The following is a 25,154-nucleotide window of genomic DNA, read 5'->3' on the forward strand; positions in this document are numbered from 1 at the left end:
CCTAGCTACGGCGCCGTGACGCGCCGCAAGAACTGCAGCGAGCGCTCCAGCGCCAGCCGCCCCGGCGCATCGTCGAGGTTGAACTGGTACTCGTGCGGCAACGCCGGCGTTTGATCGGCGAGGAAGAACAGGCTGTCGACCTGCACGCCCTTCGCGGTCAACGTCTCGGCCATCGACCGCGACTGCCCTTCGAGCGGATCGCCATTGCCTGCAGTGATGAACGACGGCGGAAAGGCCCCGGTCACATAGCGGCGCACCGACGCAGTCTCGAAGGCCGGCGCGTTCTGGAAATCCTTGCTGCCGCTGTACGACCAGAACACGGTCCGCAGGAAGCCGCCGAAGGCACCGTCGAGTTTGGCCTGCGCCGCGTCGTAGGCCCCGCAGTGCAGCAGCAAACCACGCAGCTGCTCGCGCGCGATGACGGGCGTGAGACCGACGGCCTTCGCGTAGCCCGGCACGGCCACGGCGTTCGCGACCTGCGCGACGATGTGCGCGCCCGCCGAGTCACCGGCCAGCACGAGCCGCGCGGGGTCCACGCCCAGCCGCGCCGCCTCGCGCACCAGATAACCCAGCGCCGTGTTCACCTGCCGCACCGGCACCGGATAGCCCTGGCCCGGCGCGATCGAATAGCCGACGGCCACCACGGTGAAGCCCTGCCCCGCCAGCACGCGCGCGTAGTTCGCCACGTCGCGCCGGTGGCCCGAGACCCAGGCGCCGCCGTGCACCCACACGATGGTGGGCAAGGGCCGGGTGCCCGCCGAGGCCGGACGGAACACGTCGAGGTAGGCATCCGGGTCGGCCTCGTCGTAGTGCTGATCGAGCACCGCCGCGATGCCGGGCGGCACGTGCTTCAGCAGCGACTGCGACGCGGCGTCCGATCCCTTGCCGAAGGCGTAGCGGATCATCAGCACCGAGGGCCACGGGCTCCACTGGAACGCGGCGTAGCCCACGACGACGAGGCCGGCGATGACGCCGAGGATCCGCAGCAGGATGGTCTTGAGCTTCACGGTGGAGCGCCTGCGCCGGACGGTCCGGCGCTTCAGGGAGCGCCCTGCATTCTGCTTGCCATGGGCAGTGCCCCGCTATGCTCGCCTCACATGTCGCCACCGCCCGTCATCGCGCCCTCCTCCGCGCTCACACAACCGCTGCGCCACGCAGCGCGCACGCTGTGCGCAGCCCTGGCGTTCGCGGCGGCGCCCACCTTCGCATCGGCCGCGTCCGGCTGCCTTGCCACGGCCTCCTACATTCCGCCGCCACCACGCGCCCTCGCGATGGCCGCGCTGGCCCGACAAGAGCACGTGGCCTTCGGCAGCCAGACGATGGACGCCGAAGGCCGACTCACCGAGTCTGGCTATTCGGAAGCAGAAGACACGCGCTATCCGATCGACGCGCTGCCCGCATGGCAACGCGTGCTGCGCTACTGGCGCGCGGTCGATCCGTCGAGCGAGCGGTTGCCCTCGCTCGTTCGCTTCGGCGCCCCGCACGCGGCCGACCGCACGCGATTGACCGACGCGCTGAACCAGGCGAGCGCCGCGCGCCTGCAAGGCCTGGGTGTCGGCCCCGGCCAGGGGCTGGACGCGTCGGACCAGCGCGCCCTCGAAGTGGCCCTGCAGCGCGTCGCGGTGATCGACACGCCCTGGTCCGCCGCGTTCATCAGCTGGGTCGCGCGCGAGGCCGGGCTCGGTGCCGACGAGTTCGTCTTCTCCGAGGCCCACGTCGACTACGCGGGCGCCGCGTGGCAGGCCGGCATCGATGAAGCGGCGGGCCGCGCGACCCCGCAAGCCTTGCGCGCCTGCGACCTGATGCGCACGCCGCCGCGCCCGGGCGATCTCGTCTGCCATGCACGCGGCCCGCGCGGTGCCGCGCTCGACGGCTTCGGCAAGATCGGCGAGTGGCTCACTGGGCGCCCCACGGGCGGCGCACCGTTGCCGATGCACTGCGATGTGGTGGTGGGCGTGGACGGTGCGGGCTTCGATGCCGTGGGTGGCAACGTGCTGCAGTCGGTCACCTTGCGGCGCCTGGCCTTTGCGCCCGGCACGCGGCTGCTGGACCCGAGCTACCTGCCCGAAGGCTGCACGGCGGGCGGCAGCGCATGCATCGATCGCCACATGAGCCGGCAGCCGTGGTCGCTGCTGCTGCAGTGGCGTTGAAAGAAAAAACAGGAACGGTGGGGCGCGTGCCCCGGTCCGTCAGTCGCGGTAGTACACCTCGACAGCGCCCTTGAGCTTGATCAGCAGCGGATAGCCCTTGCGGTCCAGCGTGCGGCCGGCGGGCACCTTGATCCAGCCTTCGCTGATGCAGTATTCCTCGACGTCCAGGCGGTCCTTGCCGTTGAAGCGGATGCCGATCGGGTGCTCGAACACGGCGGGAATGTGGTGCGGGCTGCGCGGATCGGTCGAGAGATGGTCGGGCAGCGTGGGCTTGGAGGTGGCTTCTTCAGTCATGGGAAAACGGGTGTCTGAATCGACCCGAATGATAGAACCTGCCGCATGCCCCTTCGCGGGCGCTGCTAGCGCCGCTTCTTCCAGGCCTTGGGCGGCGGCTTCGGCCCGAAGCCCAGCGCGGCCCGCGCGAGCGCGTCGGCCTCGCCGTTGCGGTGGCGCGGAATCCATTGCACGCGCGCCTCGTCGAAGCCCTGCAGCAGCGCGCGCGCCTCGTCGAACAGCGGCGCCATGCGCACGATCGGCCGCACGTCGGCGCCGCCACTCAACTGTTCGACCAGCGTGCTGTTGTCGCTGAAGGCCTGCACGGTGGTGGCGCCGCGCGCCTGCAGCTCGCGCAGCGCGAGCGTGAGCGCCCGCAGCTCGGCCTCGTTGTTGCAGCCCGTGGTGTGCGTGGCCTGCGAGAAGGTGTGGCGGGTGCCGTCGGGCTGCGTGATGACGACGCCGACACCCATGCGCCCGGGGTTCGGCATGGCGCTGCCGTCGCAGTGGACGACCCACGGGGAAAGGCGCTCGGGCGCGGCAACGGTCATGAAGAAGCAGGAAGCAGAGGAAAGAGGACGAACGCGCTCAGCAGTTGTTGCGCTTGATGCCCGCGAGATTGCACGGCCGCTGGCCGGGCGGCGGCCCCGGATCGCGCGGCGGACGCGGCGGCCGGGGGTGATACCCCGGTCGCGGCGGGCCGTAGTACGGATCGCCGCCCCAGATGTAGGTCGGCCCCGGGTCGGCCGCGGGCGCCTCGCCCACCGGGTAACGCGGAATGATGGCCGGCCCCGAGGGCGCGGGCTGCGGTGGCGGGGCGGACGGTGCCGCGTAGTCCGGCCGGCGCGCTGTGTCTTCCTCGCTGGAGGCGCGCGGTGGTGCCGGCGGGGGCTCGTCGATGCGCAACTGCCGCGACTGCCTGGTCCCCGGCGGGCAGGCGCCGTCGGTGTAGACGATGCGCCCGTCGGCGTCGGTGCAACGCACCACCTCCGCCTGCGCGGCCGGAGCGGCCACGACAAGCCAGAGCAGCGAAACGAAGAGAAAGGTGGTCGAGCGCATGGAGACGCCCTTTGTAACAGTGCGCGGCCGCTCGAACAAGCGGGCACGCAGAAACGGGTGGGGGATGAGGCTCGCAGCAGAGGAAAAGTCGATGCCGGCCGGCACGTCAACGCGACTTGGCTCGCGCCCCTTTCCTGGCCGGAGGACTAGCCTGCGTGGTGATGCGCGGGTAGTGCTCGAAGGTGTGTTTCATCACATCGCGCAGCCAGACCACGGCAGGGTCGTGATGAAAGCGCGGATGCCAGTGCTGATTGAGCTGAAACTGGGGCACGGGCACCGGCGGCTCGAACATGCGCACCGTGCCCATGCGGGCGAAGACCTCCGCCAGTTCGCGCGGCACGGTCGCGAGCAGATCGGCGTGCCGGTCCATCAGGAGCGGCACCATCAGGAAGTGGGGCGTCATCACGGCCACGGTGCGGCGGATGCCCTGGTCTTCCAGCACCTTGTCGTAGCTCTCCGCCGAGTGGCCGGTGAGCGAGACCACGATGTGCCGCATCGCCTCGAAGCGCTCGCGCGTGAGGGTGGCGCCGATGTCCTTGTTCCGCGCGCTGGCGATGGTCACGAAGGAGTGCAGGAACAGGCGCTGATGAAACAGCCCCTCGGGCGCCGCACGGATGGACCCCACCGCCAGGTCGGCCTCGCCTGACGCAAGCAGCCCTTCGACCTGCTCGAGCGGCACCTGCAGCGTGCGCAGCGAACACCCAGGCGCCTCCTTCTTGAAGCGCTCGAGCAGCGGGGGCAGGAACACCAGCTCGCCCATGTCGGTCATGCACAGGGTGAAGGTGCGTCGCGCCAGTGCGGGCTCGAACCGGGCGCCCGCCAGGATCTGCTGGCGCACGGTGGTCATCACCTCCACCACCGCGGCGCGCATGCCCTCGGCCTTGCGCGTGGGCTCCATGCGGCTGCCGACCTTGACGAACAAGGGGTCGTCGAAGAAAGCACGCAGCCGGTTGAGCGCGTGGCTCATCGCGCTCTGCGTCAGCCCGAGGCCCTGCGCGGCCTTCGTGACACTGGCCTCGCGAAACATCGCGTCGAAGACCGCCAGCAAATTCAGGTCGAGGTTTTCCGCATGCATGCCGCGCATTCTATGAATGACTGAAATGACATTGATACATGAGAACCCTCGTCCTACGCTCTGCCCATGCCGTGACCCGAACGCGGCGAACAACAAAGGAGACGCCCCATGTTCATCAAAAACACCTGGTACGTGGCTGCCTGGGACAACGAGCTCACGCCGCAGGGCCTGTTCGCCCGCACCATCATCGGCGTGCCCGTTCTCATGTACCGCAAGGACGACGGCGAGATCGTCGCCATGGAAGACCGCTGCTGCCACCGCGGCGCGCCCCTGTCGGTGGGACGGCGAGAAGGCGACTGCGTGCGCTGCATGTACCACGGCCTGAAGTTCGACGCCTCGGGCCAGTGCATCGAGGCGCCGGCCCAGAAGCGCATTCCCATCCAGGCCAAGGTGCGCACCTTCCCGGTGGTGCAACGCCACCGCTGGGTCTGGATCTGGATGGGCGCCCCCGACAAGGCCGACCCCGCGCTGATCCCCGACACGCCATGGCTGGACGACCTGCACTGGCGCAGCCTGGACGGCTACATCCACTACGACGTCAACTACCTGCTGATCTGCGACAACCTGCTGGACTTTTCCCACCTGCCCTTCGTGCACCCGACCACGCTGGGAGGCAGTGCGGACTACGCCGCCGCCCAGCCCAAGGTCGAACGCATCGACAACGGCGTGCGCATCACCCGGTGGGCCCTCGACACCGAGCCGCCGCCTTTCGCCCAGGCGGTCAAGGACTGGGGCAGCAGGGTCGATCGATGGAACATCTACAACTTCACCATCCCGGCCATCCTGCTGATGGACTCCGGCATGGCGCCCACCGGCCAGGGCGCTGCCGAAGGCAACCGCGACGGTGCGATCGAATTTCGCGGCTGCCAGGCCATCACGCCCGAGACGGAAAACTCCACCCACTACTTCTTCGCGCATCCCCACAACTTCGCCATCGACCAACCCGAAGTCACGCACTCGATCCACCAGGCCGTGGTGGATGCCTTCGATGAAGACCGCGACATCATCACCGCGCAGCAAAGGAGCCTGGCGCTGGCGCCCGACTTCAAGATGATGGCCTTCGGCATCGACGCCGCGCTGAACCAGTTCCGCTGGATGGTCTCGCGCCGGCTGGAAGAAGAAGCGCTCGAAGAAGCTGCGGCCCGCCCCGCCGCCACAGCAGCGCCCGAACCCGTCAAGGCCTGAGCCATGAAGCTCCTCGTCACCCGCCTCACGCAAGAGGCGCAGGATGTGCTCGGCTTGGAATTGCGTGCGCAGGACGGCGCCGCGCTGCCGCCCTTCACCTCGGGCGCCCATGTGGACCTGCTGCTGCCCGGCGACATCCGCCGCCAGTACTCGCTGGCCAACTCGCCGCTGGAGCGCCACCGCTACGTGCTCGGTGTGGGCCTGGCGCCAGCCTCGCGCGGCGGCTCGGCCTTCGTTCACCAGCGCCTTGCCGTGGGCGATGTGCTCGAGGTGGGCGCGCCGCGCGCCCTGTTCGGCATCGACCCGGCCGCCACCGAGCATGTGTTCGTGGCCGGGGGCATCGGCATCACGCCCATCCTGAGCATGATCCTCTGGTGCGAGGCCCACGCCAGGCCCTGGAAGCTGCTGTACTGCGTGCGTACGCGGGCCCGCGCCGCCTATGCGTGGACATTGGCGCGCCACCATGACCGCGTGCAGCTGCACGTGGACCAGGAAGCGGCGGGCACGCCACCCGACCTCGCGGGCTGGCTGGCCGGTGCGGCCCCAGGCGCCCACCTCTACTGCTGCGGCCCCGAAGGGCTGATGAACGCGGTCGGCGCGGCCGCAGGCGTTGTCGGCATCGACAAGGCGGCCACCCATTTCGAACGCTTCGCACCGCCGGAACCCGCCACGCCCGCAGCGCCGGCCGGCGCCTTCACCGTGGTGCTGCATCGCAGCGGCCAGAGGATCGAGGTCGCACCGCGGCAGAGCCTGCTCGATGCACTGGAGGGCGCCAACGTCAGCGTTCCCTTCTCGTGCCGCGAAGGCATGTGCCGCAGCTGCGAGGTGCCGCTGCTCGAGGGCGAGGCGGATCACCGCGACTTCGTGCTCAGCGACGAGGAGCGCGACAGCCACGCCTGCATCCTGCCCTGCGTGTCTCGCGCGCGCAGCGCCGTGCTCGTCCTCGATCTCTGACGCCCCCCCAACAACAAGCAGACAACCCAACCCCACTACTGGAGACAACCATGTTCAAGCAAATGACTGCCGCATGCGCAGCGATCACGCTGGCGCTGCCCATTGCCGCGCAGGAGAGCTACCCCTCGCGGCCGATCCGCCTCGTCGTGCCCTACGCCGCCGGCGGCGCGACCGACTTCGTGGCACGCACCCTGGGCGATCGCCTGTCGAAATCGATGGGGCAGCCGGTGGTGGTCGACAACAAGGCGGGTGCGGCGGGTGCCATCGGCGCCGGCGAAGTCGGCCGCTCCAAGCCCGACGGCTACACGCTGCTGATGACCATCACCGATTCGCAGATCAACAACACGGCGCTGTTCAAGACCCTGGCGTACGACCCGCAGAAGGACTTCGTCGGCGTCACGCAGGTGGTGCGCAGCCCGGCGCTGATTTCCACGCACCCCGGCACCGGCATCAAGAGCATCGAAGACCTGAAGGCCAAGGTGGCCAAGGGCGTGAAACTGAGCTACGGGTCCTGGGGCGTCGGCGGGCTGGGCCACCTGGCCGGCGAGAGCCTCAACCGCGGACTGAGTGCCGGCATGGTGCATGTGCCGCAGCGCGGCGAAGGGCCGGTGGTGACCGACCTGCTGTCGGGCACCATCGACGTCGGCCTGTCGTCGGTGCCCAGCGCGATGCAGCATGTGCCGACGGGCAAGGTCGTGCCGCTGGCCGTGCTGGGGCGCCAGCGCTCCACCACGCTCCCGCAGGTTCCGACCATGAGCGAGCTGGGCTTCAAGGACCCGCTCTACGACACCAACGTCTGGATCGGACTGCTGGCACCGGCGAAGACGCCACAGCCCATCGTCGACAAGCTGGCCCGTGAAGTGCGCGCCATCGTCGGCTCGCCCGACGTCAGCCAGCTGTTCGTGGGCCGGGGCTTCGAGGTGATGAACAGCACGCCCGAGCAGTTCGCGGTGTCGTACAAGGAGGAGTTCAACGTGATCACCAGGCGGATGCGCGAGCTGGGTGTCGAGGCGCAATGAGGCCAGTGACCACCCGGACCGTCATGCAAGGACGACCGATGCATCTTCCGGGTGCCGACCGCCAGTGACCGTGTGGCCGGCCGCATCAGGCGTTCCCTAGGCGACAGGCGCGGCGCGGAGACTTTGCCATCATCGCGAACTCGACTGGCGCCCGCCGCCGGCTACACGGAGCCCTCCCCCATGACCTCGCCTTTCACCACCACCGCCCTGGGCCTGTGCGGCCCGCTGCGCCAGCCGCGCCAGATGCTGGCCGACCAGACCTACGACGACCACAAGTCCATCCACGACGACGCGACAGCGGAAACGCTGGGCCTGCGCGCCGGGCCGATCGAAGGGCCGACGCACTTCAGCCAGTTCGATCCCCTGCTGTTCCATGTGTTCGGACCGGCCTGGTTCGAAACCGGCTGCATCAGCGCCCACTACCAGAACATGGTGGTCGAGGGCGAGTCGGTGCGCGCCTTTGTCGACCTGCCCGCGCCCGGCGCCACCTTCGTGCGCCTGCGCGCCGAGAAGGCCGACGGCACGCCGGTGCTGACCGGCACCGCGTCCGTGGGCGATGCCGCGCAGCACCCGCACGAGCTGCCCCAGCGCATCGCGAAGCTGCGCCCGCCCCAGGGCCTGGTCATCAACCGCGACCTGCGCGTGGGCCAACGCGGCGCCGTCGTCGAGAAGATCCGCATGGGCTTCGACCAGCACATGGGCGACCACTACCCCTTCACGCTCGCCGACAAGCTCAAGGTCATCACCGAGCCCTGCGACTGGTACTCGGCCGAAGGCGGAAAGCGCTCGCCGTGGGGCCGGGCCATCATCCCGACCGAGATGATCAGCGTGCTGCTCGGCTCCACCAGCGCCGAGGCGCAACTGAGTGGCCGCAAGCCGGCCGTGGGCCTGTTCGCCGGGCAGGAGATTCGCCTGATCAAGGGCCCGCTCTTCGTCGACCAGGACTACGAACTGGAGCGCGAGATCGTCGCGCTGAGCGAAAGCGCGCGCACCGAATCCGTGTGGGTGCGCACCCAGGTCTATGAGATGCCGTCGCGCACCCTCGTGGCCGAGATGATCCTCAATGGCGCGACGATGAAGGCGTCGTACCCCCACTACGAAGCCGAGGCCAAGGAGCTGGGGCTGGCCTGAGCGGCGGTTGGCGCAGCTGCGTCGAGCGCCGTCGGTCGAGGGGGCAGAATCCCCTCTTTTTTCCGGGTGCCGTATGCCAGCTGTACTTGAAGGGGGTTGCCTCTGCGGCAAGGTCCGATTCAGCACGACCCAGCCGCCGCTGCGCACGTTCGCGTGCCATTGCACGTTCTGCCAGCGCATGACCGGCACGTCCTTCTACGCCGAGTCGCTTTTTCCGATGGACGCCGTGCAGTTCAACGACGGCGAACTGCGGCAGTACGCGCACCGATCGGACGGCAGCCACAAGCAGGTCTTCGTTCATTTCTGCCCCTCGTGCGGCACGACGATGGGCCTGACCTTCGAGCGCTGGCCCGATGTGCGCGCCATCTCGCGCGGGTGCTACGACGACCCCAACACGGTCGAACTCACGAGCCACATCTGGACCCGCTCCGCCCAAAGCGGCGTGGCCTTGCCGGCCGATGTGGATTGCTTTGCCGGGGCACGGGCCGCGCTCGATGGCCAGCCGGAAGTGGCCTTGCGGCATGAGGCGGCTGTCTTGGCCCGGCAAGACGGCGGGGCCTGAACTTTCGCTTCAGCCGGCCATCAGCGGCCATTCGCCCGACGACGGCGAAGCACGACACCCAAGTAGTAGATGGAGAGGCACGTGAAGAGGCCTGCGACCACGGACCAGACGGCGCTCCCGCCGATCAGATTGGCGCCGTCGGGCGCGATGTAGCTGGATGCGGATGCTTCAATGCAGTCCCTGTGCCTGTAGTACCGCTCATGGAACGCCCACCAGAAGAACCCCGCCGCAGCGGCGTATGCGACGCAGAGGATGGCGGGGCGGGTGATTGGAAGAGGGTCTGTGGTCATGGGCTTGGATCGCTAAGCCGCGCAGCCTGGGAGCATCGCGGCGCACGATGCGAATAAGCGGCTATCCGATGCACCTCACGACGGGACGTTCAGCGCGGTCGCGACGCCACGCGGAGCGCCTCTTCCCTGAGGTACGAAGAGGCCGCCGTGTTCGCCAGATCGTGCAGCGTCTGCAGCAATGAAATGCCGCCGATCTCTGTCGTGCCGGCGTTCAAGATGCGCCCGACCATCGTGATGCCGAGTTCGCTGGGCTGTCGCGCGAGGGAGCGAAGAAGCTCCGGCTGGTAGTTCGGCAAGCTCTCCAATCCGTGAACGATGGTCCACATGACCCCGTAGCCGTCTTCCTCGGGGTAGCGCTCGAAAACGCTCAGCATTTCGGGCATGGCTTGCTCCGGATTGCCTGCCCGCCAGAGTTCATCCAGAAGCGAGTCCAGGTGGCGCCAGCTGCCGTCCTCCGGAGGTTCGAAGTTGGCGATGTCGTGAGCGATCTCGGAAGTGGTTCGGGGCATTGGAAGTCTTGTGCGCGTGGCTGCTTCTGGCCGACTCTAGCGGCTCAGGCGGCCTTCTGCTTTTTCTGTACGGACCTCGGCGCCTCGCTTCGCGCCAGCCACAGTCCGCTCGCAACGATCAACGCCCCGCCGCCCAGCGTCCATGCATCGGGCGCGGCCTGCCAGAACACCCAGTCCATCACGAGCGCCCATGCGAGCGCGCTGTATTCGAAGGGCGCGATGGCCGCGGCCTGGCCGTGGCGGAAGGCCTCGGCGATGGCCAGCTGGCCCAGGAAGCCGCTGAGGGCCAGACCCGCCAGCGCCCACGCGTGCCCGGCCTGCAGCGGCACCCATTGCGGCGCCGCGAGCAGGCTGCCGCCGACAGCCATGCCCGCCGTGGTCCAGAAGACCAGTGCAGCGCTCGGCTCGGTGCGGCTGATGAGCCGGCCCAGCATGTTCGACAGCGCATAGCAGACGGCCGCCACCAGGATCACCAGCGCGCCCGTCGAGAGGAAGGCCCCCTGCTCGGGCCGCAGCGCCACCACCACGCCGACGAAGCCCAGCCCGATGGCGATCCAGTGCCGCGGCTGGACCGATTCGCCCAGCATCGGCACGGCGATGAGCACCATCAGCAGCGGCGCGATGAACGTGAGCGTGTAGGCCTCGGCCAGGCCCAGGGTCTTCAGGCCGTGCACGAAGAGCACCAGCATCGTCATGTTCAGCGCCGTGCGCAGCAGGTGCAGGCGCCAGCGCAGCCGGCGGTTGAAAACGCCGGCCGCCTCGCGCCGCCAGGCGATGTACACGCACACCAGCGGCAGCGCCGTGAGACCGCGCAGCGCCATCACCTGCACTGGCGGGTAGTGCCCGGCCAGGGTCTTGAGCAGCGCGTCCATGCAGGCGAAGAAGGCGCAGGCCAACAGCATCGCGGCGATGCCGCGCAGGGTTCCGGTCGATTGCATGGGCGGGTTGTCTCCCGTCAGTGGCCGGGAGGAAGGAGGCTGGTTTCTGAACGCCTGCAACAGGCGCTGCGCAGGTCGGTCCCGACCGACTGTAGCCGGTCGGCCGGCAAGGCATATGCCTTTGTGCGTATGTCTTTTCCCTTCGCGAATGCGGCGTGCGTCATGACTTTGGTCATTTCAGGTTCGCTGGTGTCCGCACTACCATGCCCGGACCATGGCCACTGCCACACCACAGCCGTCGCATGCCGCGCCGTTGCGCAGCGAGGCCGGCATTGCCATCCCCGCGCGAGGCATCCTGGTGGTCGACGACCACGAGCTGGTGCGCCTGGGCCTGCGGGCGCTGCTGCTGGCGGAGACCGGCAGCGTGCCGGTGTACGAGGCGCGCTCGCTGGCCGACGCACTGCACCTGTACGAGCTCCATCTGGCGTCGCACTTCCTGGTGCTGCTCGACCTCGACCTGCCCGACGCGCAGGGGCTGGACACCCTCGTGCGCTTCAAGCGCGCCTTTCCCGCATCGCGCGTGGTCGTGCTCTCGGGCAAGGACAGCCATGCGCTGATGCAGGGCGCGATGGCGCTCGGCGCGCAGGCCTTCCTGCCCAAGACCGGGCACCTGGGCGAGGTGCTGCGCTACGTGCGCGACAACGACCTGGTCGGCCTGCCGGCCCGGCCCCTGGCGGACGCACCCGCCCCCGTGCACGCGAAGGCGGCCGTGGCCGAGTTGCAGCCGCAGCTCAATGCGCGCCAGGTCGAGATCCTCGACTGGCTGCTGGCCGGCAAGTCGAACAAGGAGATCGCCCAGCTGTCGCGCCTGACCGAGGGCACGGTCAAGAACCACGTGTCCACCCTGTTGCTGCTGTTCGGCATGCGCTCGCGGGCCCAGCTCATCAGCAGCCTGAGGTGACGCCCGCGCACGGTGCGGCCTTCGACATGGCGATGCCCGCATGCCTGCGATGACCGAGCTGCATCCGCCCGCGCTGGCGCAGCGCGTGCTGCGCGAGCAGGTGGCCACGGTGCATGCCAACGCGCCGGCCGCCTACCTCGCGGACTTCCTCACGGCGCAGACGCTGGGCATCGGCCTGTTCGTAGCCACGCGGCGCTGGCAGGTGCTGCTGTGGATGGTGCTGCACCTGGCACTGACCCTGCGACGCGCGTACCGGCGCTACCAGCGCAGCCCCGATGCGGCGGCCCACCCCGAGTACTGGGCCCGCTTCAATGCGCGCAACGTGCTCATGCGCTCCTGCGTCTGGGGCCTGGCGCCCTGGCTGTGCGTGCCGCCGGGGCGCAACCTCGGGCTGTGGGTCATGGTCATCGTCATGATGATGGGCGGCTGCGCCGGCGGTGCGCTGTCGCTGGCCGTTCTCAAGCGCAACATCCCCCGCTTCATCGTGCCCAGCATGGCGAGCCTGACCCTGGCGCTGGCCTGGCGCGGCGATACCGTGCACCTGTTCCTGGCCACCGGCTGCCTGCTGTACATGGGCGTCATGATCATCTTCGCGCTGCAGCACCATCGGCTGCTGACCGCCGCACTGACCATGCGTTTCGAGAAGGAGGCGCTGGCCGAGCAGCTGAGCCACCAGATTGCCGCGACCCAGCGCGCCAGCGAGGAGAAGACGCGCTTCCTTGCCGCCGCCAGCCACGACCTGCGCCAACCCCTGCACGCCATCGCGCTGTTCGGCGCCGTCATCGAGAAGAAGCTCCAGGGCAGCGACGAATGGAACCACGCGGCGCGGCTGATGGATGCGGTCGGAACGCTCGGCGATTCGCTGGACACCCTGCTCGACATCTCGCGGCTGGACGCCGGCGAGGTGTCGCCACAGATCCGCCCTGTGGAACTCAACCCGCTGTTCCTTGCGCTCAACAATGTGTTCGCGGCCCAGGCGGCCGACCGCGACCTGCAATTGCGATTGCGCGCCACGCCGTGCTGGGTGCTGAGCGACCCGCAGCTGCTGCAGCGGCTGCTGTCCAACCTCGTGGACAACGCGCTCAAGTACACGGTGCGCGGCGGCGTGGTGGTGGCCGCCCGTGCACGCGGGCCGCTGGTGTGGATCGACGTCTGCGACACCGGCATCGGCATCCCGCACGAGCACCTGGGCCGCATCTTCGACGAGTTCTACCAGGTCGGGAATCCGGGGCGCGACCGCGCGCAGGGGCTGGGCATCGGCCTGTCCATCGTGCACCGGCTCTCGCGCCTGATGGCGCACCCGCTGCAGGTGCGCTCGCGCCTGGACCACGGCAGCCGCTTTCGCCTGGTGCTGCCGGCGGTGTCGGCTTCGGGCGTCGCGCCGCTCGCCGTGCGCCCGGACGCTGCCTTGCCGTTGCCGCAGCGCGTGCTGCTCATCGACGACGAAGCCGCGATCCGCCAGGCCGTCACCGGGCTGCTGCAGGCCCACGGCGTGCGCATCGACGCCGTGGCCAGCGAGGCCGAAGCCGAGGCCGTGCTCGCGCAGGCCGCGCACGCAAGCGCCCCTGTCGAGGTGCTGCTGTGCGACGTGCGGCTGGCCGACGGCGGCGACGGGCTGGCCGCCGCGCAGCGGCTGTGCGCGCGCTTCGGCCCCGGCCTGCAGGCGCTGTTGATCACCGGCGAAACCGCGCCGCAGCGGCAGCAGCAGATGCGCGAATCGGGGCTGCAGGTGCTGCTCAAGCCTGTGGCGGCCGACCGGCTGCTGCAGACCCTGGCATCGCTGACCGGGCACGATGCAACGCACGCCGGCATGCGCGCCTGAGCACTTTTTTTTGCGGGGTGTCGATGACCTTCGACACTGGATTGCGGGTATTGCCGACCCTACCGTGGAGGCCTTCTCTCTCACTCCACTTGAAAAAAGGAAGGCCCCTCATGACTACCTCTCGTCCCGTTCTTCGTGCATGGCGCGCACCTGCCGCGCTGATGGTGATGAACCTCGTGCTCGCGGCTTGCGGTGGGGGCGGCGGCGGAGGCGGCGGTTTCCCCGGCTTCGCCGTCGCCCCTGCACCGGCCCCTGCAGCCCAGGACACACCGCCGCCCGCCCCCGCGCCGGAAGACACCACGCCCGCCATCACCACGCAGCCATCGGACACCACCGTGGGCCAGGGCGTGGCCGCCACGCTGAAGGTGCAGGCCGTGCACGCCACCGCCTACCAGTGGCAGCGCAGCGTCGATGGCGGCGCCAGCTGGAGCGACGTCGCAGGCGCCACCGGCGACAGCTTCACCACCGCCGCCGGCCAGCTGGCCGACAGCGGCCAGCAGCTGCGCGTGCAGGTGACCGGCGGCAACGGCAGCGTGACCAGCCATGCCGCCACGTTGACCGTGAAGCCCTGGGTCGCCACCGTGCTGGCGACCACCGGCGTGACCTACAACCGCCCCTACCAGCTCGTCCTGGACGCCAGCGGCGCGAACCTCTACGTGGCCATGGGCGGCAACGGCTCGGTCTACCGCATCGACACGGCCAGCGGCACCGGCGCCGAAGTCACGCCGGGGTCGACCATGAATACGCCGTATGGCCTGGCACTGGCAGCCGACGGCACCCTGTACGTGAGCGACCAGCACCGCATCAACAAGATCGCCCCCAACGCCACCACCTACAGCACCTGGGTCGGCGACACCAGCAGCGGCTATGCCGACAGCCCGGCCACGCCGATGTTCGACAACCCCGCCAGCATCGCGCTCGACGGTGCAGGCAACCTGTTCGTGGCGGACCTGGGCAACAAGCGCGTGCGCAAGGTCGCACCCGATGGCACCACGAGCACGCTCGCGGGCGACGGCACGCAGGCCAACCTGGACGGGGTCGGCACCGCCGCCCAGTTTGCGCGCCCGCAGGGCCTGGCGATCAGCCGCGATGGCCGCACGCTGTACGACACGGACACCGACAGCCTGTGCCTGCGCAAGATCGACGTGGCCAGCGCCACGGTGAGCACGCCGCTGGGCGATTGCGCCAACGGCGGCGTGGTCGACGGAACCTCCGCCACGCCAGCCCGGCTCGGCTTCTCCTACGGCGTGACGGTGGATGCGCACGACAACGTGTTCCTGACCCATGCCTGGGACGGCGTGGCGCGCGTGGTCACGCCTGCGGGCGAGATCAGCACGCTGCGCGACAGCACCGGCGCGGCGATCGCGTTCAACTTCCCGATCGGCGTGGCGGTGGCCAATGACGGCAGCGTCTACGTGGGCGCCTCCAACGGCAACCAGATCTTCAAGCTCACCCTGGCGCCCTGAGTCTGAGAGGAACCGCCGGGTCTTCCGGCTCGCACCGCGCGAGCCGAAGACCCGGCGAGCGACATGTCCCGGCCGCCTCCCCTACCGACACTCGTTCCAGTACCCATCCGGATTCGCCTCCAGCGGCGTGGCGATCCGCTTCAGCGATGTGCGGCCCTGCGCATCCTTCGCGACCACGAAGATGTGCCCGTCCTGCACCGGGAACCCGTTGCGCAGGAACTTGAAGCCGCTGCGCACCGACGCAAAATCGGCCGCGTTGAGTGCGTTGCGCAAGGCACCGCGATCGGCAACGGAGCCCTTGGTCTCCTTCAACGCGCTGTCGATCAGGAGCGCCGCATCGAAACCTTGCGCCGCGTACTGCGAGGGGATGCGCCCGTGCTTCTTTTCGAAGGCGGCAACAAAAGCCTTGCTCGTCGGACTCGGCAGGTCGGGGCCCCAGACCGCGCCGGCCACCACACCAAGCGCGGCATCCTTGAGCAGCGGCAGCGTCGTGCCATCGACCGTGCCCACGGTCAGCAAGGGCACCTTGCCCAGCAGGCCCGAGCGGTTCATCTGCTGGATGAAGTTCACGCCCATGTCGCCCGGCAGGAACGCCACCACCGCATCGGGCGCGACGCGCTGGATCTGCGCCAGCGCTGCCGCGTAGTCGGTCTGGTCGGGCTTGACGTTGATTTCGCTCACCACCTCGCCCGAGTAGTAGCGCTTGAAGCCGCGCAGCTGGTCCTTGCCCGACGCGTTGTCGGGCGCAATGAACAGCGTCTTCCAGTAGCCCTTGTCGACGGCGTAGCGTCCCACGATCCCGGCCTGGTACTCGTCCTGGTACGAGGCGAAGACGAACCTGGTGTTGCACTGCTTGCCGGCAATCGGCGCGGGGCCGGCGTTCGAGCCGACGAACAGCATGCCCGCTCGGGCCATCGGCTTGGCCATAGCCATCATCACGTCGGAGAAGGTCACGCCGGTGACAAAGCTGACCTTGTCCTTCTCGATCAGCCTCTGCACCAGCTGCGCCCCGCGCTCGGGGTTGTGCTGGTCGTCTTCCTTGAGGACCGCCACGGGAACGCCGCCGAGCATGCCTTGGCGCTGCTCGACCGCCAGCATGAAGCCGTCGTACTGTTCCTGCCCGAGCGCAGCCCCGGGTCCGGAGAGCGTGCCGATGAAGCCGATGTTGACCTGCGCGGAAGCGGCCAATGCCGCGGCGCCCAAGGTGCAGGCCACGAGGGCCGTGCGGATGCGGTGGATCAAGATGTTCCTTGTGATATCGCTCGCGATGTTTCGCGGTTCGGCTACCCGGCTTTCAAAGGACCGGCGACCTTGTAGGCACTGAGGAGGATGCCTGATGGCATTGCTTTCGTGGTGACGAGCTCGAAGGCGCGGGGTGGCGTTCCCTGCGCGAAGAAGCGCTTTCCTGCGCCCACCAGAACCGGATAAACGATCAACAGCACTTCATCGGCAAGGCCGTGCGCCAGCAGTGTCGATGTCAGCGTAGAGCTGCCCCAGAGAATCAGGTTCGGGCCCGCCTGCGACTTGATGCGGCGAACGCCCTCGACGACGTCCGGCCCCACGCTTTCGAACGGGCCCCACGAAAGGCTTTCGGGGCGGTGGGTCACGACATGCTTGGTCGCCGCATTCAGTCCATCCGCCATCGCGCCGCTCGGCGCCTTGGGCCAGTAGTCCGACCACAGGTCGTAGGTGCGACGCCCGAGCAGCAGATCGAAGCGCCCGCCATGCGCGGCGAGCACTTCATCCCGGCCGGCGGGGCTGCGGTAGGGCGTGGTCCAGTCCGCGTAGGGAAAGCCGTCTTCGCCCGAGGTCTGGATCACACCATCCAGCGAGATGTGCTCCATGATTTTCAGCGTTCTCATGCGGGTCTCCTTGCTTGGGGTGGGAGGGGGCTCAATGGGCCTGCGCATCAAAGTATGCCGGCCACGACAGCGGCGAAGCCTGGAGCCCTTCGGCCCCACGGAATGCAGACATGGCTTTCGCGCGTGAGCCGAAGTTCATCGTTGCCACGCCGAGGTTGAAGAACGTGTTCCGATCGGTGGAGCCGAGTTCGACTGCACGTTGCAGGGCGGATGCAGCCTCTTTGTGCTTGCCTTGATCGGAAAGCACGGCGCCCAAGCACGTCAGGGCAAGGACATTGCCAGGGGATTCAACGAGCGCCTTCGAGAGCAACGCTTGCGCAGAGGCAAGGTTCGCTTCCCATTTTTCGGGGTTGTTCCATGCGTCGTCGACAAGCGATCGACTGAGGGAGATGAAGTCCTCGCTCATAGGCTATTCAGGTTTTTTCGACTCTATTCCGTTCAGCACTCGACTGACCGAGCCCGGTCAATTCAGGTTGCAAGCAGATATTGAAGCACCGCTCTTTGCACCGGCAAGAGGTGCTTCTTCTGCTCGTAGCCGGCAAAGTGCGGATAGCGACGAGGGTCCACCGAAAGTTCACCACCGACAGTGAACGGTGGCGTCGGCAACAGCACGGGGTTTCCCATCCGAGCCAGATCTTCAACGGACAGCGGACGGCTCAACTGCTCCGTGCCCCGAGGCCAGCCATCGGTGATGACCACGTCCGCTGCTTCTGGGGAAGACGATGAAAAGGCGACGTTGGGGATGGTCTCGTGGAAGCCCTCATGGCAGACATGAACCAGCGTAAAGCCCATCACGCCGGCCAGCTCATGCCATGAACGAAATACGTTGGTCGGCGGCCCCCAAAGGCAGATGCGCACCTTCTGGATCGGGCCTATGGTTGTTTCGATGAAGTAGGCGTCCGTAAGAACTTCGCATGGATGGCCGGCGTTTGACATCGCATTGACCACAGGCCTGCGGGACGAAGCAGCGAACTCCGCGAGGCGCTCATGGTTCGATTCCCGGATGACGTAGATGTCATAGAAAGGGTCGAGATAGCCCGCGAGATCGCACACGCGTTCGTTTGTCTTCAGGAGATTCGGCAGCTCGATGACGGACAGGTTCAGTTCGTGGAATGCCTTCAGGAACGTCGTGCGCGTGCGAATGCCGTTTCCTTCGAATGACCAGGCTGCGGCGCCTTGAACATCCACGGGGGGCAATGCAGCCAGGCGCCAGATCGCGCGAACATCCTCGGGGGAAAGTGCTGACAGGCTGACTAGGTGCATGGCTGGGGATGCGTCAGAGGTCTCGCCCACCCTATCAGGCGCGGCTATACGCATTAAGCATCGGGCCTGCACTCTCATTGCGGGCGATGTGCAGCAAGATCGCTTGAGGTAGCTCCACTATCGGATGAGCAGCAGTGTGTTTGCAGAAATAGAAAACCTCATCCAGTGGATCACTGTCATGCCATGTCGTCACGACGAATCGATCCTCTGGAATGTCCTCGAAGGGGAATTGACCTATGTTCGCCCAGTCGACAGAGTCGTCCCACAAAGTGCAGTCCAGCCCCCACGCCATCATGTAAAGGCAGCCGGAATTCACCAACCAGTTGCTGACATCGTCGCGCCACTCAATGGAGACTTCCTCCTCGATGATCACAACAGCCCGAAAGGGGGCCAAGTACCCGATGTTGGGCAGCGTGGCGCCAGGTTGCATATGGAAGTAGACCGGAAGTTCTGGCATGAAATCTAAGCAATAAGGGACTTGAGCTCTTCTTGAACGACAGGCCCTGCCCGCCGACGCGAGTCCGGCTGCGGTCGCCAAGAACCGCTCCCGCCTGATCGTACCTACCCGCCCCGGACGCCTCCCCGGCAAGCAGTGACAATCACCCCATGGCCCAAGGAAAACGAATTTCTTCCGACATCGGAGACGACGCGATCAAGGCGTTCGGTGCTGCTGCCAAGCTGGCGCGCACAACGGCTGGCGAGGGCCAGGCCGTCGCTGCCGCGCGCTTGGGCGTTCACGTCCAGACGATCGCGCGAATTGAGTCGGGTGAGCCGGGCGTTGCCATCGGGCACGTGCTCGGCATGCTGGCGCTCTACGGCATCTCGACGACGCTGCAACAGCGACAGCAGCAACCACCGGCGGAGAACGGCGAGCGCCCCGCCTGAGCCGTCAGCCCCGCTGGGCATCGCCCACGGCAGCACGCAGCGACTGCAGCGTGGCCTCGGCGGCTTCGATGCGCCGCTGCAGTTCTTCGTTGACCAGCCGCACGAGCGCGCCGAGTTCGGTGCGCGTCGGGTACACATCGTCGGTGTCGTTCACGTGTTGCGGCACGATGAGTTTCTCGATGCACGCATACGCGCGGCGCACCGTGTGAAAGCTGTCGAGGTCGTCGCAGGCCTGCAAGGCGAGCGATTCGGCGCAGAGAGTCGCCGAGGATTCGGGTAACGAGGGAGCGAGCGCCATGCGTGGCCTCCGGGAGGTGGGCGCAGAGGTGTTTCGGGAGACCAAGCCCGTTGCGCCTCCTCAGGCGCAACGGGCGGCAGTATAGCCACGCACCCCCACCCCTTTCACGGCGCAAAACCGGGATGCCCCTACGACCCGTGCCCCCTCCCCCGATGCTGGAACAATGCGCCGATCTATGGATGGTCTCGATCTCATCAAAACGTTCCGCGAAGTCGCGTTCCGGCGCAGCTTCTCCCGCGCGGCCCTCTCGCTGGGCATGTCCAAGGCTACGGTCAGCCGCTATGTGGCCGAGCTCGAAGCACGCAGCGGCGTGCGCCTGCTCAACCGCTCGACCCGCTCCCTGAGCCTCACCGACGCGGGCGAGGTGCTGCTGGAGCGCAGCACCGAGCTGGTGACGATGGCCGAGAACACGCTCAACGACCTGCAGGCGCACGGCTCGCACCCGCGCGGGCGCCTGCGCATGAGCGCGCCGCACGGGCTCATCGCGGGCTGGCTTTCGGACGTGATCGCGGAGTTCATCAAGCTCTACCCCGACGTGTACGTGAGCCTGAATTTCACCAACCACGACATCGACCTGATCGAGGAAGGCATCGACATCCACCTGACGGGCGGGCGCATCGACGACATGAACCTGATCGTGCGCCGGCTGGTGCGCTTCGACATGGTGGTGTGCGCGTCGCCCGCCTACTGGGCGCAGCGCGGCATTCCGCAGGTGCCCGAGGACATGGCGCGGCACGACGTGCTGAGCTATTCGCCGATGCCCACCACGCACCTGCCCTTTGAAACCGACGGCCAGCCGCACGATGTGGCGGTGCACAGCCGCATGGAGGCCAACGACGCGGTGGCGCTGATCGAGCTGGCGCTGCGCGGCGTGGGCGTGGCCTACGTGCCCGAGCCGCTGGCGCAGTCGCACCTGGAGCGCGGCGCGCTGGTGCCGGTGCTGCGCGACCACATGCCGCACGAGCACTGGCTGTATGCCGCGTACTCGCAGCGCCGCCACAACAGCGCGGCGATGCGCGCGATGCTCGACTTTCTCGAAAAATCGATGGGACCGGTGCCCGAGCCCATGCCCGCGGCAGTGCCGGTGGCGCTGCCGTCCTGTCCCGCCAACGCCGCGACCACCGCCGCTGCTGCCGCCGCCATCGCGGCGCGCGACACGCTCGCTCCCAACGGAAAGGCCTCCTGACCTCATGACCACGCCCGCGCTCCTGATCCGCCCGCCCAAGCCCGACGACTTCGCCGCATGGAAGCCGCTCTGGGACGGCTACAACGCCTTCTACGGCCGCGAAGGCCCCACGGCCCTGCCCGAGGCGATCACGCAGGTCACGTGGCAGCGCTTCTTCGATGCGTACGAGCCGGTGCATGCGCTGGTGGCCGAGCGCGAGGGGCAGCTGGTGGGGCTGGTGCACTACCTGTTCCACCGCAGCACGACGCGCATCGAGCCCAACTGCTACCTGCAGGATCTGTTCACGCAATCGTCCGAACGCGGCCAGGGCGTGGGCCGGCAGTTGATCGAGGGCGTGTACGAACAGGTGCGACGCGCGGGTGCACACCGCGTGTACTGGCAGACGCACACGACCAATGCGGCGGGGCGCACGCTCTACGACAAGGTCGCGAAGCACGAGGGCTTCATCGTCTACGCGACGATGGTCTGACCGATCAGTACTTGATGGTGATGCCGGCCTTCACGCCGGTGTTGGCCTTGCCGTCCGAGTGCGCGCCGCCCGAGAAGGAAACGTCGCCGCCGGTCTTGGCACCGACCGAATAGGTGGGCCGCTTGCCAGACGTGTCGGTACCGGCTTCCAAAGCACTGCCGTCCGGGCGCTGCACACCGACCGTGGCACCGTTCGTGCGGGCCGAGGTTTCGGTGGAGTTCACGTTGGGCGCGATGTAGGCCGTGCCCTTGTCGTCGCTGTCGACGGGCACTCTCACGGGCTCCGCGATGGCCACCACGGCGGCAGCGCAGGCAACCCCACCCAGGAACGCAAGAATCACTCTGTTCATGGGGACCGATGGTGGATGCAGCGCGTCGCGCGGGCTGTGGGCGTGGCCTCACCGCGCGCGTAGGACGAAGGCGGCATCAATGCCATGACAGGTTGAACAGGAAGAACGCCGCCAGCACCCACAGCAGCAGCACGAGGTGCGTGAGCTGCAGGCCATCCTGCCGTATCCAGTAGCCGAACCACAGGCCGCCCAGGTGCATGGCGAACAGGAATGCGGCAAAGCCGGCCAGCCCCAGGTTGAGCCACGGCCGCGCGGCCGACAGGTCGCCGCCGACCACCAGCATCGCGCCGCCGGCCCAGAACGCCAGCGCCGCGCCGAACTGCAACGCCAGCACCACGCACAGCGCCGCGCGGTGCAGCGCCACCGAGCGGATGGCGCGCGTCACCAAGGGCGTGTCGATGGCCGGATCGACGCGCAACGGCGCCATCGACATCGTGCCCCCGACCGCAAACACCGAGCCCGCGAAGCCGCGCCAGTTGTTGCGCACCGCAATCGACAGCCACAGCGCCATGCCCAGCGCGTGGAGAGACTGGAACAGCCAGACGGAGGTAGGGAGATTCATCGGAACACCTGCGTTTTTAAATATCAAAGATTATTCTTTGATATTGACGCAACCGCCGGCCAGCGCTCAAAGTCCCTCAAGGAAGGTCGAACGAATCCCATGAACACCGCCACCACCCCACCCGGCCCCTCCCCCGAGGCGCTCGAGCGCCTGCTGGCCGCCGGCCGCGACGGCGCCCTGCTGCGCATGAGCCTGGCGCTGGCGTACCACCGGCGCGACGACGCGCCCACGGCGCTGATGCATGTCGAGAAGGCGCTCGCCTTCGACCCCGAGTTCACCGCCGCGTGGCGGCTGCAGGGCCTGCTCGCACTGGCGCTCGGCGACGCCGCGAAGGCCGAGGCCTCGTTCGCGCAGGCGCTGGAGGTGGCGCAGCGGCGCGGGGAGCTTCAGCTGGTGAAGGAGCTCACGGTGCGGCTGCGGCGCCTGCGCACGCCGAAGCCGCCCGCAGACTGAACGGCCTCAGGCCGCCGCCATCTTCGCCAGCGGATTGAGCCCGGGCTCACCGACGCGCGTGAGCGTGTTGCGGTCGGTGTGGTGGAAAGGCTCGGCCTGGCCCAGGATCTGCATCACGGTGTCCTGGTCGTACGACCAGGTGCCGTCGGCGTTGATCTTCACCGTGATGTTCCACGCCAGCGTGGTGAAGGCGCGCTCCAGGAACGGGTTCGACACGATGCCGTTCACCAGGCTGCCATGCCCGGCGCTGAGCGTGAACTCGGTGTCGCCGGGCTTCACGTGGCCGCTGGCCATGGCCACCTGCCCGCGCGGAATGGCCAGCGTGAGAAACACGGTGCTGGTGGCCGGCTCCCACAGCCAGTAGCCGACCTGGTCGTGGTACATCTTGGTGAGGCCGGGCTTGTGGATGTAGGTGTGGTAGCGCAGACCGTACAGCAGCTGCGGGCCGTTGGTCTGCGCGTCGATGGGCTGCAACTCGTAGTGCTCGACGTAGACCTGCGTCTTCGGGCCCTCTTTCTTCGGCTTGACGTCGACGCCCTTCATGCCCTCCCAGATGCCGGCCAGCGGCCGCAGCGGGCCCAGGTTGGCGAGCGTGTCGGGATCGGCGGGGGGTTCGGTGTAGATGTCTTCGGGAGTAGTCATGGTGTCGATCGTGGGAGGGAAAACAGGACGAGGTTGCTTCGATTCGGATTCTGCTTGAGTGCGGTGGCGGGTCGTGGTCAGAGCGTGTCCCAGACCTGCACGAGCCCGACGAGGTGCACCACGCCGTACACGAAGCACACGAGCGAGCTCCACACCCAGAAGGCGCTGAGCCGGCGCCGAGCGAACAGCCACATCGCGACGGCGACAAGGCCGCGCAGCAGGTACACGGCGGTGATGGCAGGCAGCACCAGCGCCTGCAGCGGCAGTGGCTGCAACACGCCGGCGCCTGCCAGCGCGTAGGCGGCCCACACGCCCAGCATGCCGGCGATGACCAGCGTGACGGCCACGGGGTACAGGTGGCCGGCTTCTGCGCTCGCGGCCATGCGCTCGCCCGCACCGAAGAAGCGGTACCAGGACGGGCCGCCGAAGATGACGCAGATGTGCAAGAGCGCGGCGATGGCGCTCAGCACGGCACCGGCGATCAGGAAGAGGTTGGGGGTCACGCAGGCTTTCTCATGAGATCAGAGCAGCAGGTCGCGCGCGCGAACGGCCTCGCGCACTGGACCGAACGCGCCGAAGCGCACGGGCAGGCCGCTGAGGGCTTCCACGCGCCGCACCCACTCGGGGGCGCTGGCGACGGGTTGCGATTCGTACAAAGGTTGGGCGCCTTCCAGCAGGCGGGTGAGCGCGTGCTGGTGGTCCAGGTCGGTCGCATCGCCGAGCGGCAGCGATGACAGCGTGTGGCCGTCGGCGCTGCGGTAGCCGGTGCACCAGCGCAGGTCCGCATGCGCGACGGCATCGAGATGGCTGGCGAGCAGCCCGTCGAGCGGCCCGACGGCGGCGAGCGCGTAGCGCAGCAGCACCGCGTCGGGGTGGCCACGGCGGAACGCGCCCTGCCAGCCGTCGTCGGCGTTGTGCGGCTCGGCCAGCCGCGCATCGAGCGCGCGGTCGTGCGTGGGCAGCGGGCCGGCGCCGTGCCGCGTGAGGTGGCTGCGCAGCACGCCCAGGTGCTGCACGGGTGCGGCAATGCCCGCGTCGCGCAGCACCGCCTCGACGGCGGCGGTGGAGACGGTGCTCCAGGTCGTGTGCGGATGAAAGCCGCGCCACTCGTCGAGCAGCACGCCCTGCGCGCCTTCGAACAGCACGGTGCCGGCGCGCGCGAGCCGTTCGCCGATGGCGTCGGCGCTCGCGGGCGGCGACTGGCGCAGGCAGGGCTGCACGGCGTCGAGCCAGCGTTGTGCGAGCGAGGCATCGGCGAGCACGGACAGCTCTTGCGCGGCCTCGGCCGACGAAGGCAGCGCATCCGCAAACTCGCGGTGCAGCGCGAGGCGCAGGGCTTCGAGCTTGCCGAGCGTGCGCGCGGGGTGCGCAAGGTCGCCGTAGTGCAGCGTCGTTTCAGGCGCGGCCAGTGCCTGCCGCACGGTCTCACCCACACCAACGCCACAGCTGCCGTGCGCCGCCGCACCGCGTGCCCATTCGCGCAGGCGGCCAGCAGCCTGATGAAAAGGCGTGGTCACGCGGCAGCGCGCATCGATGAACAGACGCGCGAAGGCGTCGGGCACGCCGGCGCGCTGCAGCACCTCGGCCTCGACGCGCAACGCCGTCGGGTGCACCACCACCGGGCTGGCGAGCACGGTCGCCACGCCGGCATGGAAGCTTCCGGCGCCGAACTGCGAGAAGGTGTGATGGCGGCCGTCGGCCAGCACCACGTTGTGGCCGGCCTGCGCGCCGCCGTTGAAGCGCACCACGGTGTGTGCGCCCCAGGCGCCGCTCAGGAAGTCGGTGAAGCGGCCTTTGCCGCAGTCGCCGAAACCGAGGCCGAGCAGCGAGACGTAGCGCGTCGAAGTCAAC

Annotated in this window: 31 protein-coding genes; 13 read left to right on the plus strand and 18 right to left on the minus strand. The window is 68.3% G+C overall.

The window, feature by feature from the left end; translation table 11 throughout:
- Positions 1-5: 5 nt before the first annotated feature.
- Positions 6-1,007: an alpha/beta hydrolase gene (locus tag VHAB30_RS17305; RefSeq protein WP_159277917.1), complete on the minus strand. Its 1,002-nt coding sequence runs from the start codon at positions 1,005-1,007 to the stop codon at positions 6-8.
- Positions 1,008-1,097: 90 nt separating this feature from the next.
- Between VHAB30_RS17305 and VHAB30_RS17310 the strand changes: the two genes are divergently transcribed.
- The gene (locus VHAB30_RS17310) at positions 1,098-2,150 is read left to right on the plus strand and encodes a DUF2272 domain-containing protein (RefSeq protein WP_235926708.1); all 1,053 of its coding nucleotides are present in this window, start codon (positions 1,098-1,100) and stop codon (positions 2,148-2,150) included.
- Between the two features lie 39 nt (positions 2,151-2,189).
- Here VHAB30_RS17310 and VHAB30_RS17315 read toward each other — a convergent pair whose 3' ends face one another.
- The 4 genes from VHAB30_RS17315 to VHAB30_RS17330 form a co-directional block, all read right to left on the minus strand.
- Complete coding sequence (locus VHAB30_RS17315) at positions 2,190-2,444, minus strand: DUF3297 family protein (RefSeq protein ID WP_062468964.1); 255 nt, start codon at positions 2,442-2,444, stop codon at positions 2,190-2,192.
- Between the two features lie 65 nt (positions 2,445-2,509).
- Complete coding sequence (locus VHAB30_RS17320; protein ID WP_159277918.1) at positions 2,510-2,974, minus strand: ribonuclease HI family protein; 465 nt, start codon at positions 2,972-2,974, stop codon at positions 2,510-2,512.
- A 37-nt stretch (positions 2,975-3,011) separates the two neighbouring features.
- Entirely contained in the window at positions 3,012-3,437 is a 426-nt protein-coding gene (locus tag VHAB30_RS17325) for a DUF4124 domain-containing protein (protein WP_159277919.1), read from the minus strand.
- A gap of 151 nt (positions 3,438-3,588) precedes the next feature.
- On the minus strand, positions 3,589-4,557 hold the full coding sequence (locus VHAB30_RS17330; protein WP_139701919.1) for a LysR family transcriptional regulator: 969 nt from the start codon (positions 4,555-4,557) through the stop codon (positions 3,589-3,591).
- Between the two features lie 108 nt (positions 4,558-4,665).
- Here VHAB30_RS17330 and VHAB30_RS17335 point away from each other — a divergent pair, with 108 nt between their 5' ends.
- From VHAB30_RS17335 to VHAB30_RS17355, 5 genes are all read left to right on the plus strand, one after another.
- A complete protein-coding gene (locus tag VHAB30_RS17335; RefSeq protein ID WP_159277920.1) occupies positions 4,666-5,742 on the plus strand; it encodes an aromatic ring-hydroxylating dioxygenase subunit alpha in 1,077 nt (358 codons plus the stop codon).
- A gap of 3 nt (positions 5,743-5,745) precedes the next feature.
- Entirely contained in the window at positions 5,746-6,696 is a 951-nt protein-coding gene (locus VHAB30_RS17340) for a PDR/VanB family oxidoreductase (protein ID WP_159277921.1), read from the plus strand.
- 50 nt (positions 6,697-6,746) lie between these two features.
- On the plus strand, positions 6,747-7,715 hold the full coding sequence (locus VHAB30_RS17345) for a Bug family tripartite tricarboxylate transporter substrate binding protein (RefSeq protein ID WP_159277922.1): 969 nt from the start codon (positions 6,747-6,749) through the stop codon (positions 7,713-7,715).
- Positions 7,716-7,895: 180 nt separating this feature from the next.
- Positions 7,896-8,846 (plus strand): hypothetical protein, encoded by a 951-nt coding sequence (locus VHAB30_RS17350; protein WP_159277923.1) that lies wholly within the window; start codon positions 7,896-7,898, stop codon positions 8,844-8,846.
- A 73-nt stretch (positions 8,847-8,919) separates the two neighbouring features.
- On the plus strand, positions 8,920-9,408 hold the full coding sequence (locus tag VHAB30_RS17355; protein WP_159277924.1) for a GFA family protein: 489 nt from the start codon (positions 8,920-8,922) through the stop codon (positions 9,406-9,408).
- A gap of 379 nt (positions 9,409-9,787) precedes the next feature.
- Here the strand turns inward: VHAB30_RS17355 and VHAB30_RS17360 are convergent, their stop codons facing one another.
- Both VHAB30_RS17360 and VHAB30_RS17365 read right to left on the minus strand, forming a co-directional pair.
- Positions 9,788-10,207, minus strand: coding sequence for a hypothetical protein (locus tag VHAB30_RS17360; protein ID WP_159277925.1), 420 nt, complete (start codon positions 10,205-10,207; stop codon positions 9,788-9,790).
- Positions 10,208-10,251: 44 nt separating this feature from the next.
- A complete protein-coding gene (locus VHAB30_RS17365; RefSeq protein ID WP_159277926.1) occupies positions 10,252-11,145 on the minus strand; it encodes a DMT family transporter in 894 nt (297 codons plus the stop codon).
- Between the two features lie 214 nt (positions 11,146-11,359).
- Between VHAB30_RS17365 and VHAB30_RS17370 the strand changes: the two genes are divergently transcribed.
- The 3 genes from VHAB30_RS17370 (at position 11,360) to VHAB30_RS17380 (ending at position 15,334) form a co-directional block, all read left to right on the plus strand.
- A complete protein-coding gene (locus VHAB30_RS17370; RefSeq protein ID WP_070061758.1) occupies positions 11,360-12,046 on the plus strand; it encodes a response regulator transcription factor in 687 nt (228 codons plus the stop codon).
- 40 nt (positions 12,047-12,086) lie between these two features.
- A complete protein-coding gene (locus VHAB30_RS17375; protein WP_159277927.1) occupies positions 12,087-13,868 on the plus strand; it encodes a hybrid sensor histidine kinase/response regulator in 1,782 nt (593 codons plus the stop codon).
- 110 nt (positions 13,869-13,978) lie between these two features.
- Positions 13,979-15,334, plus strand: coding sequence for an NHL repeat-containing protein (locus VHAB30_RS17380; protein WP_159277928.1), 1,356 nt, complete (start codon positions 13,979-13,981; stop codon positions 15,332-15,334).
- A gap of 81 nt (positions 15,335-15,415) precedes the next feature.
- Here the strand turns inward: VHAB30_RS17380 and VHAB30_RS17385 are convergent, their stop codons facing one another.
- The 5 genes from VHAB30_RS17385 to VHAB30_RS17405 all read right to left on the minus strand — a co-directional run bounded on the left by VHAB30_RS17385 (position 15,416) and on the right by VHAB30_RS17405 (position 18,916).
- Positions 15,416-16,576 (minus strand): ABC transporter substrate-binding protein, encoded by a 1,161-nt coding sequence (locus tag VHAB30_RS17385; RefSeq protein ID WP_159277929.1) that lies wholly within the window; start codon positions 16,574-16,576, stop codon positions 15,416-15,418.
- Positions 16,577-16,617: 41 nt separating this feature from the next.
- A complete protein-coding gene (locus VHAB30_RS17390) occupies positions 16,618-17,196 on the minus strand; it encodes a dihydrofolate reductase family protein (protein WP_159277930.1) in 579 nt (192 codons plus the stop codon).
- Positions 17,197-17,227: 31 nt separating this feature from the next.
- Positions 17,228-17,602: a UDP-N-acetylglucosamine-peptide N-acetylglucosaminyltransferase gene (locus VHAB30_RS17395; protein ID WP_159277931.1), complete on the minus strand. Its 375-nt coding sequence runs from the start codon at positions 17,600-17,602 to the stop codon at positions 17,228-17,230.
- Between the two features lie 62 nt (positions 17,603-17,664).
- Entirely contained in the window at positions 17,665-18,459 is a 795-nt protein-coding gene (locus VHAB30_RS17400) for an ornithine carbamoyltransferase (RefSeq protein WP_159277932.1), read from the minus strand.
- Positions 18,460-18,493: 34 nt separating this feature from the next.
- Entirely contained in the window at positions 18,494-18,916 is a 423-nt protein-coding gene (locus VHAB30_RS17405; protein ID WP_139701936.1) for a DUF7684 family protein, read from the minus strand.
- Between the two features lie 149 nt (positions 18,917-19,065).
- On the opposite strand from VHAB30_RS17405, the gene VHAB30_RS17410 reads away from it, so the two are divergent.
- Positions 19,066-19,344: a helix-turn-helix domain-containing protein gene (locus VHAB30_RS17410; RefSeq protein ID WP_159277933.1), complete on the plus strand. Its 279-nt coding sequence runs from the start codon at positions 19,066-19,068 to the stop codon at positions 19,342-19,344.
- A 4-nt stretch (positions 19,345-19,348) separates the two neighbouring features.
- Here VHAB30_RS17410 and VHAB30_RS17415 read toward each other — a convergent pair whose 3' ends face one another.
- Positions 19,349-19,642, minus strand: a complete 294-nt coding sequence (locus tag VHAB30_RS17415) for a hypothetical protein (RefSeq protein ID WP_235926711.1) — start codon at positions 19,640-19,642, stop codon at positions 19,349-19,351.
- Positions 19,643-19,817: 175 nt separating this feature from the next.
- Here VHAB30_RS17415 and VHAB30_RS17420 point away from each other — a divergent pair, with 175 nt between their 5' ends.
- Both VHAB30_RS17420 and VHAB30_RS17425 read left to right on the plus strand, forming a co-directional pair.
- Complete coding sequence (locus VHAB30_RS17420) at positions 19,818-20,828, plus strand: LysR family transcriptional regulator (protein WP_095744241.1); 1,011 nt, start codon at positions 19,818-19,820, stop codon at positions 20,826-20,828.
- 4 nt (positions 20,829-20,832) lie between these two features.
- Positions 20,833-21,297, plus strand: coding sequence for a GNAT family N-acetyltransferase (locus tag VHAB30_RS17425; protein WP_159277934.1), 465 nt, complete (start codon positions 20,833-20,835; stop codon positions 21,295-21,297).
- A gap of 4 nt (positions 21,298-21,301) precedes the next feature.
- On the opposite strand, the gene VHAB30_RS17430 is transcribed toward VHAB30_RS17425, so the two are convergent.
- Both VHAB30_RS17430 and VHAB30_RS17435 read right to left on the minus strand, forming a co-directional pair.
- A complete protein-coding gene (locus VHAB30_RS17430; RefSeq protein ID WP_139701940.1) occupies positions 21,302-21,646 on the minus strand; it encodes a hypothetical protein in 345 nt (114 codons plus the stop codon).
- Between the two features lie 76 nt (positions 21,647-21,722).
- Positions 21,723-22,208, minus strand: a complete 486-nt coding sequence (locus tag VHAB30_RS17435; protein ID WP_159277935.1) for a DUF2165 family protein — start codon at positions 22,206-22,208, stop codon at positions 21,723-21,725.
- A 99-nt stretch (positions 22,209-22,307) separates the two neighbouring features.
- Here VHAB30_RS17435 and VHAB30_RS17440 point away from each other — a divergent pair, with 99 nt between their 5' ends.
- Positions 22,308-22,661 carry a hypothetical protein gene (locus VHAB30_RS17440; RefSeq protein ID WP_159277936.1) on the plus strand — a complete coding sequence of 118 codons (354 nt, stop codon included), beginning with the start codon at positions 22,308-22,310 and terminating at the stop codon, positions 22,659-22,661.
- A 6-nt stretch (positions 22,662-22,667) separates the two neighbouring features.
- Here the strand turns inward: VHAB30_RS17440 and VHAB30_RS17445 are convergent, their stop codons facing one another.
- From VHAB30_RS17445 to VHAB30_RS17455, 3 genes are all read right to left on the minus strand, one after another.
- Positions 22,668-23,303 (minus strand): FABP family protein, encoded by a 636-nt coding sequence (locus tag VHAB30_RS17445; protein ID WP_159277937.1) that lies wholly within the window; start codon positions 23,301-23,303, stop codon positions 22,668-22,670.
- Positions 23,304-23,380: 77 nt separating this feature from the next.
- Entirely contained in the window at positions 23,381-23,806 is a 426-nt protein-coding gene (locus VHAB30_RS17450; RefSeq protein WP_159277938.1) for a hypothetical protein, read from the minus strand.
- Between the two features lie 18 nt (positions 23,807-23,824).
- The gene (locus tag VHAB30_RS17455; protein ID WP_235926714.1) at positions 23,825-25,153 is read right to left on the minus strand and encodes an adenylosuccinate synthetase; all 1,329 of its coding nucleotides are present in this window, start codon (positions 25,151-25,153) and stop codon (positions 23,825-23,827) included.
- Position 25,154 lies beyond the last annotated feature (1 nt).

The sequence above is a fragment of the Variovorax boronicumulans genome (assembly GCF_009811375.1).
Taxonomy (GTDB): Bacteria; Pseudomonadota; Gammaproteobacteria; order Burkholderiales; family Burkholderiaceae_C; genus Variovorax; species Variovorax boronicumulans.

Coding starts and splice junctions, on each gene's coding strand:
- VHAB30_RS17310 (WP_235926708.1), top strand. CDS start 1,098: ATGTCGCCACCGCCCGTCATCGCGCCCTCCTCCGCGCTCACACAACCG.
- VHAB30_RS17315 (WP_062468964.1), bottom strand. CDS start 2,444: ATGACTGAAGAAGCCACCTCCAAGCCCACGCTGCCCGACCATCTCTCG.
- VHAB30_RS17320 (WP_159277918.1), bottom strand. CDS start 2,974: ATGACCGTTGCCGCGCCCGAGCGCCTTTCCCCGTGGGTCGTCCACTGC.
- VHAB30_RS17330 (WP_139701919.1), bottom strand. CDS start 4,557: ATGCATGCGGAAAACCTCGACCTGAATTTGCTGGCGGTCTTCGACGCG.
- VHAB30_RS17335 (WP_159277920.1), top strand. CDS start 4,666: ATGTTCATCAAAAACACCTGGTACGTGGCTGCCTGGGACAACGAGCTC.
- VHAB30_RS17340 (WP_159277921.1), top strand. CDS start 5,746: ATGAAGCTCCTCGTCACCCGCCTCACGCAAGAGGCGCAGGATGTGCTC.
- VHAB30_RS17345 (WP_159277922.1), top strand. CDS start 6,747: ATGTTCAAGCAAATGACTGCCGCATGCGCAGCGATCACGCTGGCGCTG.
- VHAB30_RS17350 (WP_159277923.1), top strand. CDS start 7,896: ATGACCTCGCCTTTCACCACCACCGCCCTGGGCCTGTGCGGCCCGCTG.
- VHAB30_RS17355 (WP_159277924.1), top strand. CDS start 8,920: ATGCCAGCTGTACTTGAAGGGGGTTGCCTCTGCGGCAAGGTCCGATTC.
- VHAB30_RS17360 (WP_159277925.1), bottom strand. CDS start 10,207: ATGCCCCGAACCACTTCCGAGATCGCTCACGACATCGCCAACTTCGAA.
- VHAB30_RS17365 (WP_159277926.1), bottom strand. CDS start 11,145: ATGCAATCGACCGGAACCCTGCGCGGCATCGCCGCGATGCTGTTGGCC.
- VHAB30_RS17370 (WP_070061758.1), top strand. CDS start 11,360: ATGGCCACTGCCACACCACAGCCGTCGCATGCCGCGCCGTTGCGCAGC.
- VHAB30_RS17375 (WP_159277927.1), top strand. CDS start 12,087: ATGCCTGCGATGACCGAGCTGCATCCGCCCGCGCTGGCGCAGCGCGTG.
- VHAB30_RS17380 (WP_159277928.1), top strand. CDS start 13,979: ATGACTACCTCTCGTCCCGTTCTTCGTGCATGGCGCGCACCTGCCGCG.
- VHAB30_RS17390 (WP_159277930.1), bottom strand. CDS start 17,196: ATGAGAACGCTGAAAATCATGGAGCACATCTCGCTGGATGGTGTGATC.
- VHAB30_RS17395 (WP_159277931.1), bottom strand. CDS start 17,602: ATGAGCGAGGACTTCATCTCCCTCAGTCGATCGCTTGTCGACGACGCA.
- VHAB30_RS17400 (WP_159277932.1), bottom strand. CDS start 18,459: ATGCACCTAGTCAGCCTGTCAGCACTTTCCCCCGAGGATGTTCGCGCG.
- VHAB30_RS17405 (WP_139701936.1), bottom strand. CDS start 18,916: ATGCCAGAACTTCCGGTCTACTTCCATATGCAACCTGGCGCCACGCTG.
- VHAB30_RS17410 (WP_159277933.1), top strand. CDS start 19,066: ATGGCCCAAGGAAAACGAATTTCTTCCGACATCGGAGACGACGCGATC.
- VHAB30_RS17415 (WP_235926711.1), bottom strand. CDS start 19,642: ATGGCGCTCGCTCCCTCGTTACCCGAATCCTCGGCGACTCTCTGCGCC.
- VHAB30_RS17420 (WP_095744241.1), top strand. CDS start 19,818: ATGGATGGTCTCGATCTCATCAAAACGTTCCGCGAAGTCGCGTTCCGG.
- VHAB30_RS17425 (WP_159277934.1), top strand. CDS start 20,833: ATGACCACGCCCGCGCTCCTGATCCGCCCGCCCAAGCCCGACGACTTC.
- VHAB30_RS17430 (WP_139701940.1), bottom strand. CDS start 21,646: ATGAACAGAGTGATTCTTGCGTTCCTGGGTGGGGTTGCCTGCGCTGCC.
- VHAB30_RS17435 (WP_159277935.1), bottom strand. CDS start 22,208: ATGAATCTCCCTACCTCCGTCTGGCTGTTCCAGTCTCTCCACGCGCTG.
- VHAB30_RS17440 (WP_159277936.1), top strand. CDS start 22,308: ATGAACACCGCCACCACCCCACCCGGCCCCTCCCCCGAGGCGCTCGAG.
- VHAB30_RS17445 (WP_159277937.1), bottom strand. CDS start 23,303: ATGACTACTCCCGAAGACATCTACACCGAACCCCCCGCCGATCCCGAC.